Here is a 16066-nt window from a genome sequence, read left to right as displayed (position 1 = left end):
CAGCAAGACCGTACTACCCTCGATCAACTACTCATTCAAACTGACGACCCATGGCATACGATCACGAAGAACAAGAACAACTGGCAACCCTCAAGGCCTGGTGGCAGCGCAATGGCAATCTGACCTCCTGGGTCCTGATCGTGGCGCTGGCCGGCTACAGCGGCTGGGCTGGCTGGCAGTACTACCAGCGCACGCAGGCGGCGCAGGCGGGCCAGCTGTACGACGAACTGCAAAACGCCATCGCCGCCAAGGACACGGCCAAGGTGATGCGCGCGGCTGGCGACATGCAATCGCGCTTCAGCGGCACGGCATATGCGCAGATGAGCGCCCTGGCCGCGGCCAAGGTGGCGTTCGACGCGAATGACCTGAAAACGGCGAAGACCCAGCTGCAATGGGTGGCCGAGCACGGCACGGAAGAGTACAAGGCCATCGCCAAGCTGCGCCTGGCCGGTGTCTTGCTGGACGAAAAAGCCTACGATGAAGCGTTGAAAGTGCTGGCGACGGCCACCGTGGCGCAATTTGCCGGCGCCGTGGCCGACCGCAAGGGCGACATTCTGGTAGCGCAAAACAAGCTGGCCGATGCGCGCACGGCCTACCTGGCCGCGATAGCCGCGACGGACAAGAACAATCCAGGCCGTCAATTGATCCAGGTCAAACTGGAAGCGATCGGCGGTACGGTGCCGGAAGACAAGGCCAAGGCTGACAAGGCCGCCGCCTGACAGGAACACTGATGGTGCGGCCGCGCGGCGTTGTGCGCCGCCTGCCGTGCCCTTACAAGTACAAGAAAAAGGTTGGATAACACTTATGCGTGTCACTGAAAAGCTGGTAGCTGCAAGTCTGTTGGCCCTGATGGCCGGTTGCTCGTCCTGGAATCCGTTCGCCTCGAAAGATCCGAAAGTCGAACCGGCCAAGCTGGTCGAGTTAAAATCGAGCATTGCCGTGCGCGACGCCTGGAAGTATTCGATCGGCAAGGCCGGCGTGTACGCGTTTACGCCTGCGCTGGCCGGCAACAGCCTGTACGTGGTCAACGCCGATGGCGCGCTGGCGCGCCTGGATGCGGCCAGCGGCCGTGAAACGTGGCGCATCAAGGCCGGCAGCGACATCACGTCGAGCGCTGGCAGCGATGGCAGCGTGGTGGCCGTGGGCGCCGCCAAGGGCGCCGTGCTGGCGTTTGACGCCGATGGCAAGCAGCTGTGGAAGGCGCAGGCCTCCAGCGAAGTATTGACGGCGCCCGTCGTGGGACAGGGCGTGGTCGTGGTGCGCAGCGTGGACAACCGTATCGTCGGCTTCGACGCCAAGACGGGCGAACGCAAGTGGACGGTGCAGCGCGCCACGCCAGCATTGACCTTGCGCAATGCGCCGGGCATGGTGCTGGGCGGCGCGAATATCTACGTGGCCCAGCCGGGCGGCAAGCTGCTGGCACTGACGGCGGCCACCGGTGTGGTACGCTGGGAGATCGTCGTCAGCGAACCGCGCGGCGCTACCGAACTGGAGCGCGTCTCCGACATCGCCGGCGCGCCGGTGGTGTTCGAAGGCGAAGTGTGCGCCGTCACCTACCAGGGCAAGGCGGGCTGCTTCGATGCCGCCACGGGCGTGCCGCGCTGGACCAAGCCGATCTCGTCCGATGTGGGCGTGGCCGTCGACCAGCGTTTCGTGTTCGTCGCCGACGCCCAGGGCGCCGTGGTGGCGTTCAGCCGCGAAGGCGGCCAGAGCGCCTGGAAGAATGAGGCGCTGGCGCGCCGCCGCCTGTCGACGCCGGCCTCCTACGGCCGCAGCGTCGCCGTCGGCGACTATCAAGGTTATATCCACTTCCTGTCACGGGAAGATGGCGCATTAATAGGTCGTGTCAGCACCGACGGTAGCCCGATTGTTTCGGCTCCTGTTGTTGCCGGTTCGAATTTGATTTTTCAAACCCAATCAGGGACAGTGACCGCTCTCGCGGTCGAGTAATACAATGAAGCCGGTTATTGCACTAGTAGGTCGACCCAATGTTGGGAAATCGACTTTATTCAATCGTCTGACCCGCTCGCGCGATGCGCTGGTGGCGGATTTGCCTGGGTTGACGCGCGATCGTCACTATGGCGAAGGCCGTGTCGGCGAACGTCCCTTCCTAGTCATCGATACGGGTGGTTTCGAACCCGTCGCCAAGGAAGGCATCATGCACCAGATGGCACTGCAGACCAAGCAGGCCGTGGCCGAGGCCGACGTGGTGGTGTTCATCGTGGACGGCCGCCAAGGCCTGACCCCGCATGACAAGACCATCGTCGACTTCCTGCGCAAGAGCGGTCGCCCGGTCTTGCTGGTGGTCAACAAAAGCGAAGGCATGCGCTACACGGCCGTCGTGTCCGAATTCTATGAATTGGGCATGGGCGATCCGTATGCGATCTCGTCGGCGCACGGCGACGGCGTCAACGATCTCGTCGAAGTGATGCTGGACCTGGCGTTCGCGCAGCGTCCGGATGAGCCCGAAGAGCTGGAAAAGACCGACCGCGGCATCAAGATCGCCCTCGTCGGCCGTCCGAACGTGGGCAAGTCGACTTTGATCAACACCTTGCTGGGCGAAGAGCGCGTGATCGCCTTCGACATGCCGGGCACGACGCGCGACTCGATCGAGATTCCGTTCGAGCGCGATGGCCAGCAATACACCTTGATCGACACGGCCGGTATCCGCCGCCGCGGCAAGGTGTTTGAAGCGATCGAGAAATTCTCGGTGGTGAAAACGCTGCAGTCGATTTCCGAAGCCAACGTGGTCGTGCTGATGCTCGACGCGCAGCAGGATATTTCCGAGCAGGACGCGCATATCGCCGGCTTCATCCTGGAATCGGGCCGCGCGCTGGTCGTGGCCGTGAACAAATGGGATGGCTTGCAATCGCACCAGCGCGATGAAATCAAGATCGATATCGACCGCAAGCTCGATTTCCTGTCGTTCGCGCAGATGCATTTCATTTCGGCGCTGAAAGGCACCAACATCGGTCCATTGATGAAGTCGCTCAACGCCGCCTATGCGGCCGCCATGTGCGACCTGTCGACGCCGAAGCTGACGCGCGCCCTGATCGAGGCCGTGGAGAAGCAGGAACCGCGCCGCAAGGGCTCGATCCGTCCGAAGCTGCGTTATGCCCACCAGGGCGGCATGAACCCGCCTGTGATCGTTATTCACGGCAATGCGCTCGACGCCGTTGGCGATCCGTACAAGCGTTATCTGGAAAAGCATTTCCGCGATACGTTTGCCCTGGTCGGCACGCCGCTGCGCATCGAACTGCGTACGGGTAAAAATCCGTTTGCACGCACGCCAAGCAAGTAAAATTAAGTGCATATTAAGGCGCCGCAGAGATAATGCGGCGCCGACAGCCAATTCAATGGCTTTTGCACGGAAATAATAAAGTGTTAATGCGCCATGCGCGACAGCGATCGCGAAAACAGGTTACAGTAGCTATGACGCATCTTTCTTTCTTTGAAAGGTGTGAGAGCACTTGAAATCAAGCGAGTCGCCTCCAATTCTTACACAACAACATAAACAACGGAGCTGTTATGAGCAACAAAGGGCAACTGTTACAAGACCCATTCCTCAATGCATTACGCAAAGAGCATGTTCCTGTCTCGATCTACTTGGTCAATGGCATTAAATTGCAGGGCCATATCGAATCGTTCGATCAATATGTCGTATTGCTGCGCAATACGGTCACGCAGATGGTGTACAAGCATGCCATCTCGACAGTGGTGCCGGCCCGTGCCGTCAATCTCAATATTGAATCTGAAGCGGAGTAAAGCGTTGAGCTTGACGGCCCAGCGCCTTTCACCCTCCATCGCCCCCGTCCGCGCCAGTGGCGCTGATGCGTTTGCATCGGCGTCGGCGTCCGCCGCAACTCATCAGATGCCATCATGCGCGCGGCACTAGTCGGGGTTGACTTCGGTCACAGCGACTTCGCCGCCAGCATGGAGGAACTCATGCTGTTGTCGCGTTCGGCTGGTGCGGATCCGATTTCCACCATCACGGCCAAGCGTTCCAGTCCCGATTCCGCGTATTTCGTCGGCAGCGGCAAGGCCGATGAAATTGGCGACGCCGTCGTCAACGATGGCCTGGAAATCGTCATCTTCAATCACGCCCTCTCGCCCGCCCAGCAGCGCAATCTGGAAAAGCGCCTGAATGTGCGCGTGCTCGACCGTACCAGCCTGATCCTCGACATCTTCGCGCAGCGCGCCAAGAGCCACGAGGGCAAGCTGCAAGTCGAGCTGGCCCAGCTGCAGCATCTGGCCACGCGCCTGATCCGCGGCTGGACCCACCTGGAACGGCAAAAGGGCGGTATCGGCTTGCGCGGTCCCGGCGAGACGCAGCTCGAGACCGACCGCCGGCTGATCGGCGAGCGCGTCAAGTCCTTGCGCGCGCGCCTGGAAAAGCTGCACAAGCAGCGCGAAACGCAGCGCCGCGCGCGCGGCCGCAATCACACATTCTCCGTGTCCCTCGTCGGCTATACCAATGCCGGCAAGTCGACCCTGTTCAATGCCGTGACCAAGGCCGGCGTGTACGTCGCCGACCAGCTGTTCGCCACCCTGGACACCACCTCGCGCCGGGTTTACCTGGGCCAGGAAGTGGGCAATGTGGTGATCTCCGACACGGTCGGCTTCGTGCGCGAATTGCCGCATCAGCTGGTGGCCGCCTTCCGCGCCACGCTCGAAGAAACCATCCATGCCGATCTGCTGCTGCACGTCGTCGACGCCGCGTCGCCGGTGCGTATGGAGCAGATCGAGCAGGTCAACCTGGTCTTGAAAGAGATCGGCGCCGATCATATTCCGCAAATCCTCGTGTGGAACAAGATCGATGCGGCCGGGCTGGAGCCTTCGGTGGAGCGCGACGAATATGCTACGATCAGTCGCGTGTTCGTCAGTGCGCAGAAGGGTAGCGGGCTCGACCTGCTGCGCGATGCGATCGTCGAGATGGCCAGGAAGGCGCCCGGTTCGGCCCATCTGTACCAGAACGATGAAGCACAGGAAGATCAGTTTGACGGTCAGTACGACCAGCACGATGGCGCCGCCCCGGACCAGGACGAAGAGCCTGGCGAGGACGATAGGATTTCCACCCACTCCCAAGTCGGAACACGATAGTTATGCTTGTCTCCCTACTCAAAAAAACAGGCTTGAAGTTGTCCCTGAACGATCCCCGCTGGGGCAATCGCAAGGACGACGGCAAGAAAGCCCAAGAAGGCAAAAAGCCCGGCGAAGGTCCGCCGGACCTCGATCAGCTGTGGCGCGATTTCAATCAGCGCCTGAACGCGTTTTTCGGACAGAAGAACCGTCCCGACAACGGCGGCAATAACAACGGTGGCGGCAGCGGCCCGCGTCCCGACATGAAGGGCGCCGGCATCACCGCCGGCGTGGTCGGCGTGATCGCCGTCTTCATCTGGCTCGCCAGCGGCGCCTTTATCGTGCAAGAGGGCCAGAGCGGCGTGGTGCTGACGTTTGGCCAATACACGCGCACGGCGCCGGCCGGTCTCAACTGGCGCTGGCCGTATCCGTTCCAGACCGATGAAACCGTCAACGTGTCGCAGGTGCGCACGGTGGAAGTGGGTTACCGCCAGTCGCTGCGCAACAAGCAGGCCAGCGAGTCGCTGATGCTGACGGACGATGAAAACATCATCGACATCCAGTTCGCGGTGCAGTACACCTTGAAAGATCCGGTGGAATGGCTGTTCAGCGTGCGCGACCAGGAAGACACCCTGCGCCAGGTCGCCGAGACGGCGATCCGCGAAGTGGTCGGCCGCAGCAAGATGGACTTCGTGCTGTATGAAGGCCGCGAAAAAGTGGCCTTTGACACGCAGAAATTGATGCAGCAGATTCTTGATGGTTACAAGGCTGGCGTGTTGATTAACAATGTGACGATGCAGGCCGTGCAGCCGCCGGAGCAGGTGCAAGCCGCCTTCGACGATGCCGTCAAGGCAGGCCAGGACCGTGAGCGCCAGAAGAATGAAGGCCAGGCCTACGCCAATGACGTCATTCCAAAAGCACGCGGCTCAGCATTCCGCCTGCTGCAGGAAGCCGAGGCCTACCGGGCCATGGTGACTGAGAACTCCGAAGGTAATGCGTCGCGCTTCAAGCAGGTGCTGGTCGAATACCAGAAGGCGCCGGCCGTCACGCGCGACCGCATGTACCTGGAAACGATGCAGCAAGTGTTCAGCAGCGCCAGCAAGGTCATGGTCGACGCGAAGACGGGCAGCAATCTGCTGTACCTGCCGCTCGACAAGTTGATCGCCCAGCAGGCGGCGTCGGACGCCTCGGCCGCGGCAGCGCGCGCCGCAGCGGCCGCACCCGCAGCCAATACCGTAATGCCACAGGAAGCCATGCAGACAGTAGAAGTCAATTCGCGTCGCGACAGCCGCTCTTCGCGTGAACGGGAGAGCCGCTAATGAACCGTATCGTCGCCGCCCTGATCGCGGGCTTTATCGCGATCATGCTCTTGTCCTCGACCGTGTTCGTCGTCGATCAGCGTAAATACGCGGTCGTCTTCGCCCTCGGTGAAGTCAAGGAAGTCATCAGCGCGCCGGGCCTGTATTTCAAGCTGCCGCCGCCGTTCCAGAACGTCATCTACCTGGACAAGCGCATCCTGACCCTGGACACGCCGGAGCCGGAACGCTTCATCACGGCCGAGAAGAAGAACATCCTCGTCGACGCGTATGTGAAGTGGCGCATCGTCAATCCGAAGACCTATTTCCGCAGCTTCGGCGGCGATGAAAGCCGCGCCCGCAACCGTATGTCGCAAATCGTCAAGGCCGCGCTGAACGATGAAATCACCAAGCGCACGGTGCGCGAAGTGATCTCGGGCGAGCGTGGCAAGGTGATGCAGGCGATCAAGGCCAAGGTGGCGGCCGAGGCCGAGGCCATCGGCGTGGGCATCGTCGACGTGCGCCTGAAACGCGTCGACTACGTCGAGCAGATCAACAACTCCGTGTACGAGCGCATGAAGTCCGAGCGCGTGCGTGTGGCGAATGAACTGCGTTCGACCGGTTCGGCCGATTCCGAGAAAATCCGCGCCGACGCCGACAAGCAGCGCACGGTGATCCTGGCCGAAGCCTACCGCGAAGCCGAGAAGATCCGCGGCGAGGGCGATGCCAAGGCGTCGCAGATCTATGCGGAAGCGTTTGGCAAGAATCCGGAGTTCTACAAGTTCTACCGCAGCCTGGAAGCCTACCGCGCCACCTTCAAGGACAAGGGCGACGTGATGGTGGTCGATCCGAGCTCGGAATTCTTCAAGTACTTCAAGGGTAACGGCACGGCCGCTCCGTCCAAGAAGTAAGGCAGCATCGCACTGCACCCGGCCGCAAGGACGGGGGCGGCAGCAGCGGGGCCGGCATCGATGCCGGCCCCGTTTTTTTTGTGCCTGCCAAGCTGTTGCGGGAAGGCGTAAAATGCGGTGTTTTTAGGGCTGTGCGGCAGCGATTCGGACAACTTATCCCTAAAGGCCCGTGTTTTCGCGTAAAATATCAGGTTCGGCCTCATGCCTGGCGCGCCCGCCGCTGCCTCGCATGATGCATTTTTTCAACTTTCTTCCGTATCTCGCTCCCTCATGCCGAATTGGCTTTTGCCCGAAAATATTGCCGATGTTCTGCCGTCGGAAGCGCGCAAGATCGAAGAGCTGCGCCGCCTCATGCTGGATAATTTCCGTCTGTACGGATATGAACTGGTGATGCCGCCGCTGCTCGAGTATCTGGAATCGCTGATGACCGGCGCTGGCAAGGATACCGACCTGCGCACGTTCAAACTGGTCGACCAGCTGTCGGGCCGCATGCTCGGCCTGCGCGCCGACATGACGACGCAAGTGGCGCGCATCGACGCGCACCTGCTCAACCGTGCCACCGTCACCCGCCTGTGCTATGCCGGCAGCGTGCTGCATACCCGTCCGTCGGGCCTGCACGCCACCCGCGAACCGCTGCAGATCGGCGCCGAAATCTATGGCCACGCCGGCCTGGAAGCCGATGCCGAGATCCAGGAACTGGCGCTCGCGTCGCTGGCGCTGGCCGGTTTCGACAGCGTGCGCCTGGATTTGTCGCACGTCGGCCTGTTGCGCGCTATCATTGCGCAAGACGCGAACGCCGTGCGCGACGAAGCTGCGCTGTACAGCCTGCTGCGCGCGAAAGATGCGCCTGGCCTGCGCGCCCTGACCGCATCCTACGATGCCGTCACCCGCGATGCGCTGCTGGCCTTGCCGAACCTGTACGGCGACATCGACGTGCTGGCACGTGCGCGCGCAGTGCTGCCGCCGCTGCCGGGCGTGCTGAAAGCGCTGGCCGAACTGGCCGCGCTGGCAGGATCGGCCCTGGGCCGCGCCGAAGTGGCGATCGACCTGGCCGACCTGCGCGGCTACCAATATGAAAGTGGCGCGATGTTTGCGCTGTATGTACCTGGCTTGCCGAACGCGGTTGCGCGCGGCGGCCGTTATGACCACGTCGGCGAAGCGTTCGGCCGGGCACGTCCCGCGACCGGCTTCTCGCTCGATTTGCGCGAACTGGCGCGCCTGTTGCCGACCGCGGAACGGAAGCATTCGATCCGCGCGCCGTGGGGCAGTGCGCCAGAATTGAAGGAAAAAATCGCCGAGTTGCGCAAGGCGGGCGAGGTCGTGATCCAGAGCATGCCGGGTCACAGTAATGAACAAGACGAGTTCGAGTGCGATCGCGTGCTGGTACTTGCCGATAATGGTAGTAGCTGGATTCTTAAAAACTTAGGTTGAGTGATGTCAAAGAAAATTATGGCAAAGAACGTTGTTGTCATCGGCACCCAATGGGGCGATGAAGGTAAAGGCAAGATCGTCGATTGGTTGACCGATCACGCCCAAGGCGTGGTGCGCTTCCAGGGCGGCCACAATGCAGGCCACACGCTGGTCATCGGCGGCGTGAAAACCGCGCTGCAGCTGATCCCGTCGGGCATCATGCGTCCAGGCGTTGCCTGCTACATCGGTAACGGCGTAGTCGTTTCCGTGCCGGACGTGCTGCGCGAAATCGACAAGCTCGAAGCGGTCGGCGTCGAAGTCGCCTCGCGCCTGAAAGTGTCGGACGCGGCGCCCGTGATCCTGCCTTACCACACCGCGATCGACCTGGCGCGTGAAGCCAAGCGTGGCGATGCGAAGATCGGCACCACCGGCAAGGGCATCGGCCCGGCCTACGAAGACAAGGTGGCGCGCCGCGCGATCCGTATCGCCGACCTGCTGAACGAGAAGCGCTTTGCCGAAAAGCTGGCCGAAAACCTCGATTACCACAACTTCGTGCTGGAAAACTACCTGAAGGCGCCGAAAGTCGACTATCAGAAGACCCTCGACGACGCGCTGGCCTATGTGCCGCGTCTGCGTCCGATGGTCACCGACGTATCGAGCGCGCTGTACAAGGCGCACAAGGCCGGCGCGAACCTGCTGTTCGAAGGCGCGCAGGGTTCCCTGCTTGACGTCGACCACGGCACCTATCCGTTCGTCACCTCGTCGAACTGCGTGGCCGGCAATGCCGCCGCCGGTTCGGGTGTCGGTCCTGGCATGCTGCACTACATCATGGGCATCACCAAGGCTTACACGACGCGCGTCGGTTCCGGCCCGTTCCCTTCGGAACTGCCAACGGATGCGGGCGTCGGCCACCACCTGGCACAAGTCGGCCATGAATTCGGCACCGTGACGGGCCGTGCCCGCCGCTGCGGCTGGTTCGACGCCGCCTTGCTGCGCCGCTCCGTGCAGATCAACGGCGTGACGGGCATGTGCCTGACCAAGCTGGACGTGCTGGACGGTATCGAAACGCTGAAGCTGTGCACCGGCTACACCATCGACGGCGTCGCCACGGACATCTTCCCATCGGGTGCTGAAGAAGCCGCCCGTTGCGTACCGGTGTACGAAGAGATGCCAGGCTGGACGGAAAGCACGGTCGGCGCGAAATCGCTGGCGGCCCTGCCGGCCACGGCGCGCGCCTACATCAAGCGCATCGAAGAACTGGTCGGCGTACCGGTGGACATGGTTTCGACCGGTCCGGATCGTGAAGAAACGATCGTGCTGCGCCACCCATTCGAGTAAGCTGCTGGACACAATCCGCCGCAAGGCGGATTTTTTTAATCACGCTAATAATAAGATTCCACTATCATGACTACCCCACAATCGAACGATCAACATCTCTGGGTCAACTGGGAAGAATACCACCGCCTGATCGAGCGCCTGGCGCTCAAGGTCTACGAATCGGGCTGGAAATTTGACCAGGTACTGTGCCTGGCGCGCGGCGGCGTGCGTCCCGGCGACGTATTCTCGCGCATTTTCGATTTGCCGCTGGCCATCCTGTCGACCAGCTCCTACCGCGAAGACGCGGGCACGGTGCGCGGCGACCTCGATATCGCCAAGTACATGACCATGACCAAGGGCCCGCTGGCTGGCCGCATCCTGCTGGTCGACGACCTGGCCGATTCGGGCGTCACGCTGGACAAGGTCACGCGTCACCTGAAGGAAAACTTCCCTGACGTGACCGAAGTCAAATCGGCCGTGATCTGGCTGAAAGGCTGCTCCGTCGTGCGTCCCGACTACTTCCTCGACGAACTGCCGCACAATCCGTGGATCCATCAGCCGTTCGAAGACTACGACGGCCTGCGTCCGCACCAGCTGGCGGCGTGGATCAAGAAGGGCGAAGCAGGCAAGTAATTGCGTGCGCGCTTGCAAAAAAAAGACGATCGTGTATCGTCTTTTTTTTCGTCCAAGGAAATGCCATGACCATCTTGCACACGGCGCGCCTGCGCCTCGAACCCGTCACCGAGAAGCATTACGACGCCATGCACGCCATGAACTCGGATACCGAAGTGATGACTTACCTCAATGCGGGCCAGCCGGAGACGGAGGAACATACACGTGCAGCCGTTGCCCGCATCATGGGGCGCTGGGCCGAGTGGGGCTATTCGTGGTGGGCCTTGATCTGCACCGAAGATGAGGTGCTGGTGGGGCTGGCCTGTCTGCAGCATATCGGCGGCGATAAGGCGCAGCCGCACGAAATCGGCTGGCGCCTGGCGCGGGCCGGCTGGGGCAAGGGCTATGCCAGCGAGGCGGCCAATGCCATCGTCGCGCATGCGTTCGACGTCGTCGGCGCGCCCGAAGTGGTGGCTGTGGCGCACCCGGACAACGCCGCCTCGATCAAGGTCATGACGCGCCTGGGCATGCAGTACGTGGGCATGGAACGCCATTACGATATCGACAGCGTGGTGTACCGCCTGGCGCGCCCATGACGGCGACGCGCAAGCCCTTGAAGCTGGGCTGCAGCTACGGCGTGCAGTTTTCACCTGATGGCACGCATCTGGCCGTGCTGGGGCGCGACCTGGTGCTGTGGGGCGTGGCGGCGCGCCAGAAGCGGTGGCGCGGCAAATTCATCGCGCACATGTCGGGCATGGCGTTTTCGCCCGACGGTTGCCGGCTGGCCATCAAGAGCACGACGGGCCAGATGGCCGTGGTGGATGCCGAGGCGGGCCAGTTGCTGGTGAACTTCCAGAACAAGAAGGATGGCGAAGGCTGCGGCCCCGCGTGGTCGCCGTGCGGCCGGTATCTTGCCGACGGCGGCTGGGACGGCCGCCTGCGCGTGCGCGACGCGCAGACGGGCGAGGTGCTTTTCATGCAGGAGCACCCGGGCCAGATGCTGCGCGCCATGCACACGATCGACGCCATCGATGGCGGGCGGCGTTTGCTGGTTCAGCACGGCGTCAAGTCGGTGGACGAAGGGCAGGTGCAGCCGCCCGACTACTGCAGCGTGTGGGACTGGCCGCTGCAGGCGGGAGGAGGGACGGTGGCGCTGTCGCTGCCGGGCATGATGTCATGTGCGCCGTCGCCGGACGGCGAATTTCTGGCCGTGCTGCACCACACGGGCGGCGCGCAGTATCTGTCGATGTATGCGCTGGCCGATGGGCGCTGTCTGGCCAGGGTGCCGGTGGAGGCGGGCGGCGGCACGGGCGACGCCCTGCGCTGGCTACCCGACGGCAGCGCGCTGGGACGCATCGGCAAGGGCAAGCTGCTGTTTTATGGCTGGCCCGGGTTAAACGTCCTGGCGCAGGAAGATTTTATTTATCCCTGCGCGCTGGATTTCCTGCCTGGCGCGCCCTTGGCCGCCATCGGCTCCTGGGAATCCGGCATGCTGATGGAGTTGAACATTCACGAGGAGACCGCATGATTACCTGTTACCTGCGCTACATCATCGACCCGTACAAATTGCGGGAATTCGAAGCCTACGGCAAGCTGTGGATACCGCTGGTCGAGCGCTTCGGCGGCCAGCATCACGGCTACTTTTTGCCGTCCGAGGGGGCCAGCAACGTGGCGCTGGCCATGTTCTCGTTTCCCAGCCTGGCCCTGTACGAGCAGTACCGCAGCGACTCGATGCAGGACGCCGAATGCCAGGCCGCTTTCCGCTATGCAGAAGAGACGCGCTGCATCGTCAGCTACGAGCGCAGTTTTTTCAGGCCTGTGTTTGCCTGATCTGCCTCAATCGCGCTGCGGCGCGCCCAGGGGGAAGAGGTGGCGGTACGGGCGTGCCTCTTCTACCGCGCGGGCGAACGATGGACGGGCCAGCAGGCGGGCGCGGTAGGCGCGCAGCAGGGGCAAGGTGGCGGGAATCGGCTGCGTCCAGTCCGCATAGAACAGCGATGGGGCAGCGGCGCAGTCGGCCAGGCTGAAGTGGTCGCCGGCGGCCCACGTCCTGCCGGCCAGGTGATTTTCCAGCCAGGCGTAGGCGAGGTTCAGCTTTTCGCCGGCAAACGCGCGGCCTTCACGGGTCTTTGCCGGGTCGCCGGTCAGGGCGGCGCCGACGGCATGCTGCACGGGCGTCATGACGTGCAGGTCGAAATAGCGGTCGAGAAAACGCACGTCCAGCGCCTGCATGGGCTCGTCCGGCAGCAGGCGCAGCGGGCCGGGATGGGCCAGTTGCAGGTATTCGATGATGATGCTGGTCTCGGCGACGTTGCGCTCTCCGTCCACCAGCAGGGGAAACTTGCGCAGCGGCCAGCGCTCCAGCCATTCCTGAAGGTGCCGGGGCATGTCCGGCGCCAGGCAGCGGAAGTCGAAAGGTATGGCGTTTTCGTACAGGGCGATGAGCACCTTTTGCGTGTACGAGGAAAAGGGATGGCCGTAGAGGATCAGCGACACGATGGGATCTCCTGTCATTGCGAAAGGGTTGGCAACACGCGCGTGCCAACGATAGTGCAATGACCGTATCAATGCAAGCGCCCCGGGTCATGCTGATGTCGGGCGTGGCATTGCCCGCTCCCCAGTGGCAGGCCTCAATCCTCGGCCTGGAACTCTTTGGCCGAGACGAACAGGTCCCACGAGGCGATGAACAGGGCCGCCACGACGGGGCCGATGACAAAGCCGTTCAGGCCGAACAGGGCCATGCCGCCCACGGTCGACAGCAGCACCACGTAGTCGGGCATCTTGGTATCCTTGCCCACCAGGATGGGGCGCAGCACGTTGTCGACCAGGCCGATGACGAAGACGCCGAAGGCGGCCAGGCCCGCGCCTTGCCAGATGGCGCCCGTGGCCAGGAAGTAGGCGGCCACCGGCGCCCAGACGAGGGCGGCGCCGACGGCCGGCAGCAGCGACAGGAAGGCCATCAGCACGGCCCACAGCAGGGGCGCGGGCACGTCGAGGAACCAGAACGCCAGGCCGCCGAGGGCGCCCTGGGCGATCGCAACGAGGATGTTGCCCTTCACGGTGGCGCGGATCACCGTGGTGAAATTGGTGAACAGGCGCTGCTTGTACTTGCGGCTCAGCGGTACGGCGTTCTTGATGCGGGCCGACAGGGCAGAGCCATCGCGCATGAGGAAAAACAGCAGATACAGCATGATGCACAGGCTGGTCAGAAATTCGAAGGTGTACAGGCCCACATTGATGGCTTTTACTGCCACCACCTGGCTCACCTGTGTTGCGCCCTCGGCCAGCTTGTCCTGCAGGCTGGCCAGGCTGGTCAGGTTGAAGCGGTCGAGCAAATTGATCAGCCATTGCGGCAGCACCGCCATGATTTTATTGAAGAACATGCCGACCGTGATCTCGCCCGAACGTACCATTTCCACGACGCTGGCTGCCTGGTTCACGAGCGACACGGAAATGAGCGATAGCGGCAGGATCACGATGACGATGATCAGCAGCAAGGTCAGCAGCGACGCGAGGGCGGCGCGCCCCTTGGTTTTGGCCAGCAGCCAGCGGTACACGGGCGCGAACAGGATCGCCAGGATGACGCCCCAGAAGATGGCGCCCGCATACGGCGCCAGTATCCAGCCAAAGCCGATGGTAACGATGCTCAAGAGGAGCAAGAACACTTTCTGGTGCAGCGTGAGGGTTTGCATGGGCGGTAGCGCTATGATAGGGGTTGAGTTGGCCCATCATAAGCGAGGCGTGGCGCGCTGCGCCATACAATTGTCGCGCTGCGTGCGCGAGCGCACCTGGCACGCCGGGGGCAAGGCGCTGGCGGCAATGCCGGCAAGCTGTCGTTCCCCGTGTCCGATCCCCGGCGTCCATCACATTTTCAGGTTGGCAACACGCGCGTGCTGCAACGATAGTGCAATGACCGTATCAGTGCAAGCGAACCTGGCCGTTCGCGCGCGGCCGTTTCGCTTGCAGCCGCACCTTAGCCCAGGCTCGCCAGATAGCGCAGTCCCGTAATGCTGGGGAAAAAGCAATACACGCCGCCACGCGTGATGACGCTGCGCGAGAAATGTTGCAGTTCCGTGTTGCCGCTGCCCTTGGGGCCCACGCCGGGCAAGGTGAAGGAACTGACGGCCGGGTCGTTGACACCCAGAAACACGTCCTGGCCGCTGATGTTGAGCGTGGCATTGCCCGCCTCGGGACCGGCCGGACCGACGGCCGATTTGACGAAAGTATCATCATTGTTCCATTGCTTCATCAGGAATTCGAACTGATTGCGCAGGCTGGCATTGATGAAATAGCCGACCAGGCCGCGCTGCTCTGCGATGGGGGTGGCCGGATCATATTCGCTACCGTAGGGCATGGCGCGCCGCACGATGCGGTGGTGGCGGGCGGAGGCGCCCACGACGGCTTCGTCGCGCGGATTGTTGCGGCGGATATGCGCGCCGATCGGGCATTTCAGGCCCAGCGTGTCATCCAGTTCCGGTTGCCCATCGACATAGTGAAAGCGGTTCAGGCTGGCGTCCGGCAGCACCGGGCCGGCCTCGTCCGGCCTGAGCACGAGCGGATTGCCGTTGCGCCAGCGCCCGCACATCTTGGCGGCCACCATTTCGGTGCTGAGCCCGGAACTGGCCGCGCCCTGGCTCAGGATGCTGTCGAACAGGGGCACGTCCTGCTCCAGGATGCGGAAGGCGGCATAGCTGCCATTGGTGGACAGTTGCGGCGGCTGCACCTGGTAGGTGCCGCCGTTCTCATTCTGATAGCCGAGCAGGAATTCCCCCGTCATGACGCTGTTGAGCGGATCAGGGTCATGCTCGCGCTTGCGTTGCGGGGCGCCATCGACGTCCGGCTGGGCGATGCTGTCGCGGTAGCCGAAATGCACGCGGTTGCCTGGCAGGGCCACGCCATCATGCGCATACAGTTCACGCCAGCCGGCGGCAAAGGCGTGGCGTAGTCTGGCCGAGCTTGCCTCCAGCACCTCCGCCGATTCGCTGACCCACAGGCTCAGCAGCGCATGCACCTGGCCGGCCTCGGTCGCCGGTCCCAGGTTGCCGAGCCAGTGTTCGGGGGCGCTGTCGCCCACGTCGCCCACGGCTTTCACGCTGGCCGGGTCGGCGGCGCCCCGTTGAAATGCCTGGTCAAAGGTGGCCAGGTCGGTCGCGGCAACGCCCAGCGCCGACAGGCCGGGAGCGGTAAAGCTGAGGTTCAGGAAGCAGGGCGGCTTGGGGTGGATATGGCGCGCGGTGGTAATGGATGGCAGGCCGTCGCTGCCGTCGAGCAGGGCCGTGATGGTGCGCCGTGCCTGCGCCGCATCCGTGATGCTGAAGATGAAATGGCGCGCCAGGTTGACGCGGTAGCCGCGCAGGATCGTGCCTTGCACGTCGTCGTAATCGATGGTGGGATCGGCCATGCTGTCTCCGGGGGCTGGGGTGGTGGCTGGCAGGGTGGTGG

Annotated in this window: 16 protein-coding genes; 13 read left to right on the top strand and 3 right to left on the bottom strand. The window is 62.8% G+C overall.

Annotation, left to right across the window (positions count from 1 at the left end; all coding sequences use genetic code 11):
• Positions 1 to 50: 50 nt before the first annotated feature.
• The 13 genes from AC07X6_RS23245 (at position 51) to AC07X6_RS23185 (ending at position 12454) form a co-directional block, all read left to right on the top strand.
• Positions 51 to 719: a tetratricopeptide repeat protein gene (locus tag AC07X6_RS23245; protein ID WP_326459252.1), complete on the top strand. Its 669-nt coding sequence runs from the start codon at positions 51 to 53 to the stop codon at positions 717 to 719.
• Between the two features lie 85 nt (positions 720 to 804).
• The gene (gene bamB, locus AC07X6_RS23240) at positions 805 to 1950 is read left to right on the top strand and encodes an outer membrane protein assembly factor BamB (RefSeq protein ID WP_494792534.1); all 1146 of its coding nucleotides are present in this window, start codon (positions 805 to 807) and stop codon (positions 1948 to 1950) included.
• Between the two features lie 4 nt (positions 1951 to 1954).
• Positions 1955 to 3301 (top strand): ribosome biogenesis GTPase Der, encoded by a 1347-nt coding sequence (gene der, locus AC07X6_RS23235; protein ID WP_070221915.1) that lies wholly within the window; start codon positions 1955 to 1957, stop codon positions 3299 to 3301.
• 227 nt (positions 3302 to 3528) lie between these two features.
• Positions 3529 to 3765, top strand: a complete 237-nt coding sequence (hfq, locus tag AC07X6_RS23230; RefSeq protein ID WP_008450615.1) for an RNA chaperone Hfq — start codon at positions 3529 to 3531, stop codon at positions 3763 to 3765.
• 114 nt (positions 3766 to 3879) lie between these two features.
• Complete coding sequence (gene hflX, locus AC07X6_RS23225) at positions 3880 to 5100, top strand: GTPase HflX (RefSeq protein ID WP_230542157.1); 1221 nt, start codon at positions 3880 to 3882, stop codon at positions 5098 to 5100.
• 2 nt (positions 5101 to 5102) lie between these two features.
• On the top strand, positions 5103 to 6398 hold the full coding sequence (gene hflK / locus AC07X6_RS23220) for an FtsH protease activity modulator HflK (RefSeq protein WP_230542156.1): 1296 nt from the start codon (positions 5103 to 5105) through the stop codon (positions 6396 to 6398).
• Positions 6398 to 7285, top strand: a complete 888-nt coding sequence (hflC, locus tag AC07X6_RS23215) for a protease modulator HflC (protein ID WP_230542155.1) — start codon at positions 6398 to 6400, stop codon at positions 7283 to 7285. The genes hflK and hflC overlap by 1 nt, the downstream gene beginning before the upstream one ends.
• A 270-nt stretch (positions 7286 to 7555) precedes the next feature.
• Positions 7556 to 8716, top strand: coding sequence for an ATP phosphoribosyltransferase regulatory subunit (locus tag AC07X6_RS23210; protein ID WP_494792533.1), 1161 nt, complete (start codon positions 7556 to 7558; stop codon positions 8714 to 8716).
• A gap of 3 nt (positions 8717 to 8719) precedes the next feature.
• The gene (locus AC07X6_RS23205; protein WP_034752021.1) at positions 8720 to 10033 is read left to right on the top strand and encodes an adenylosuccinate synthase; all 1314 of its coding nucleotides are present in this window, start codon (positions 8720 to 8722) and stop codon (positions 10031 to 10033) included.
• A 66-nt stretch (positions 10034 to 10099) separates the two neighbouring features.
• Positions 10100 to 10645, top strand: coding sequence for a phosphoribosyltransferase (locus AC07X6_RS23200; protein WP_034752020.1), 546 nt, complete (start codon positions 10100 to 10102; stop codon positions 10643 to 10645).
• 65 nt (positions 10646 to 10710) lie between these two features.
• Positions 10711 to 11220, top strand: a complete 510-nt coding sequence (locus AC07X6_RS23195) for a GNAT family N-acetyltransferase (protein WP_494792532.1) — start codon at positions 10711 to 10713, stop codon at positions 11218 to 11220.
• Positions 11217 to 12152, top strand: coding sequence for a WD40 repeat domain-containing protein (locus AC07X6_RS23190; RefSeq protein ID WP_494792531.1), 936 nt, complete (start codon positions 11217 to 11219; stop codon positions 12150 to 12152). The genes AC07X6_RS23195 and AC07X6_RS23190 overlap by 4 nt, the downstream gene beginning before the upstream one ends.
• Entirely contained in the window at positions 12149 to 12454 is a 306-nt protein-coding gene (locus AC07X6_RS23185) for an NIPSNAP family protein (protein ID WP_034752016.1), read from the top strand. Before AC07X6_RS23190 ends, AC07X6_RS23185 begins: the two co-directional genes overlap by 4 nt.
• A 6-nt stretch (positions 12455 to 12460) precedes the next feature.
• Here the strand turns inward: AC07X6_RS23185 and AC07X6_RS23180 are convergent, their stop codons facing one another.
• The 3 genes from AC07X6_RS23180 to AC07X6_RS23170 all read right to left on the bottom strand — a co-directional run.
• Complete coding sequence (locus AC07X6_RS23180) at positions 12461 to 13120, bottom strand: glutathione S-transferase family protein (RefSeq protein WP_230542151.1); 660 nt, start codon at positions 13118 to 13120, stop codon at positions 12461 to 12463.
• A gap of 134 nt (positions 13121 to 13254) precedes the next feature.
• Positions 13255 to 14316: an AI-2E family transporter gene (locus AC07X6_RS23175; protein ID WP_230542150.1), complete on the bottom strand. Its 1062-nt coding sequence runs from the start codon at positions 14314 to 14316 to the stop codon at positions 13255 to 13257.
• A gap of 281 nt (positions 14317 to 14597) precedes the next feature.
• The coding region (locus tag AC07X6_RS23170) for a Dyp-type peroxidase (protein ID WP_494792530.1) at positions 14598 to 16066 on the bottom strand (1469 nt) is incomplete at its 5' end.

The sequence above is a fragment of the Janthinobacterium sp. GW460-12-1-14-LB5 genome, assembly GCF_059423585.1.
The sequence above is the reverse complement of the archived record's forward strand: the minus strand, read 5'-3'. Positions and strand labels throughout refer to the sequence as shown.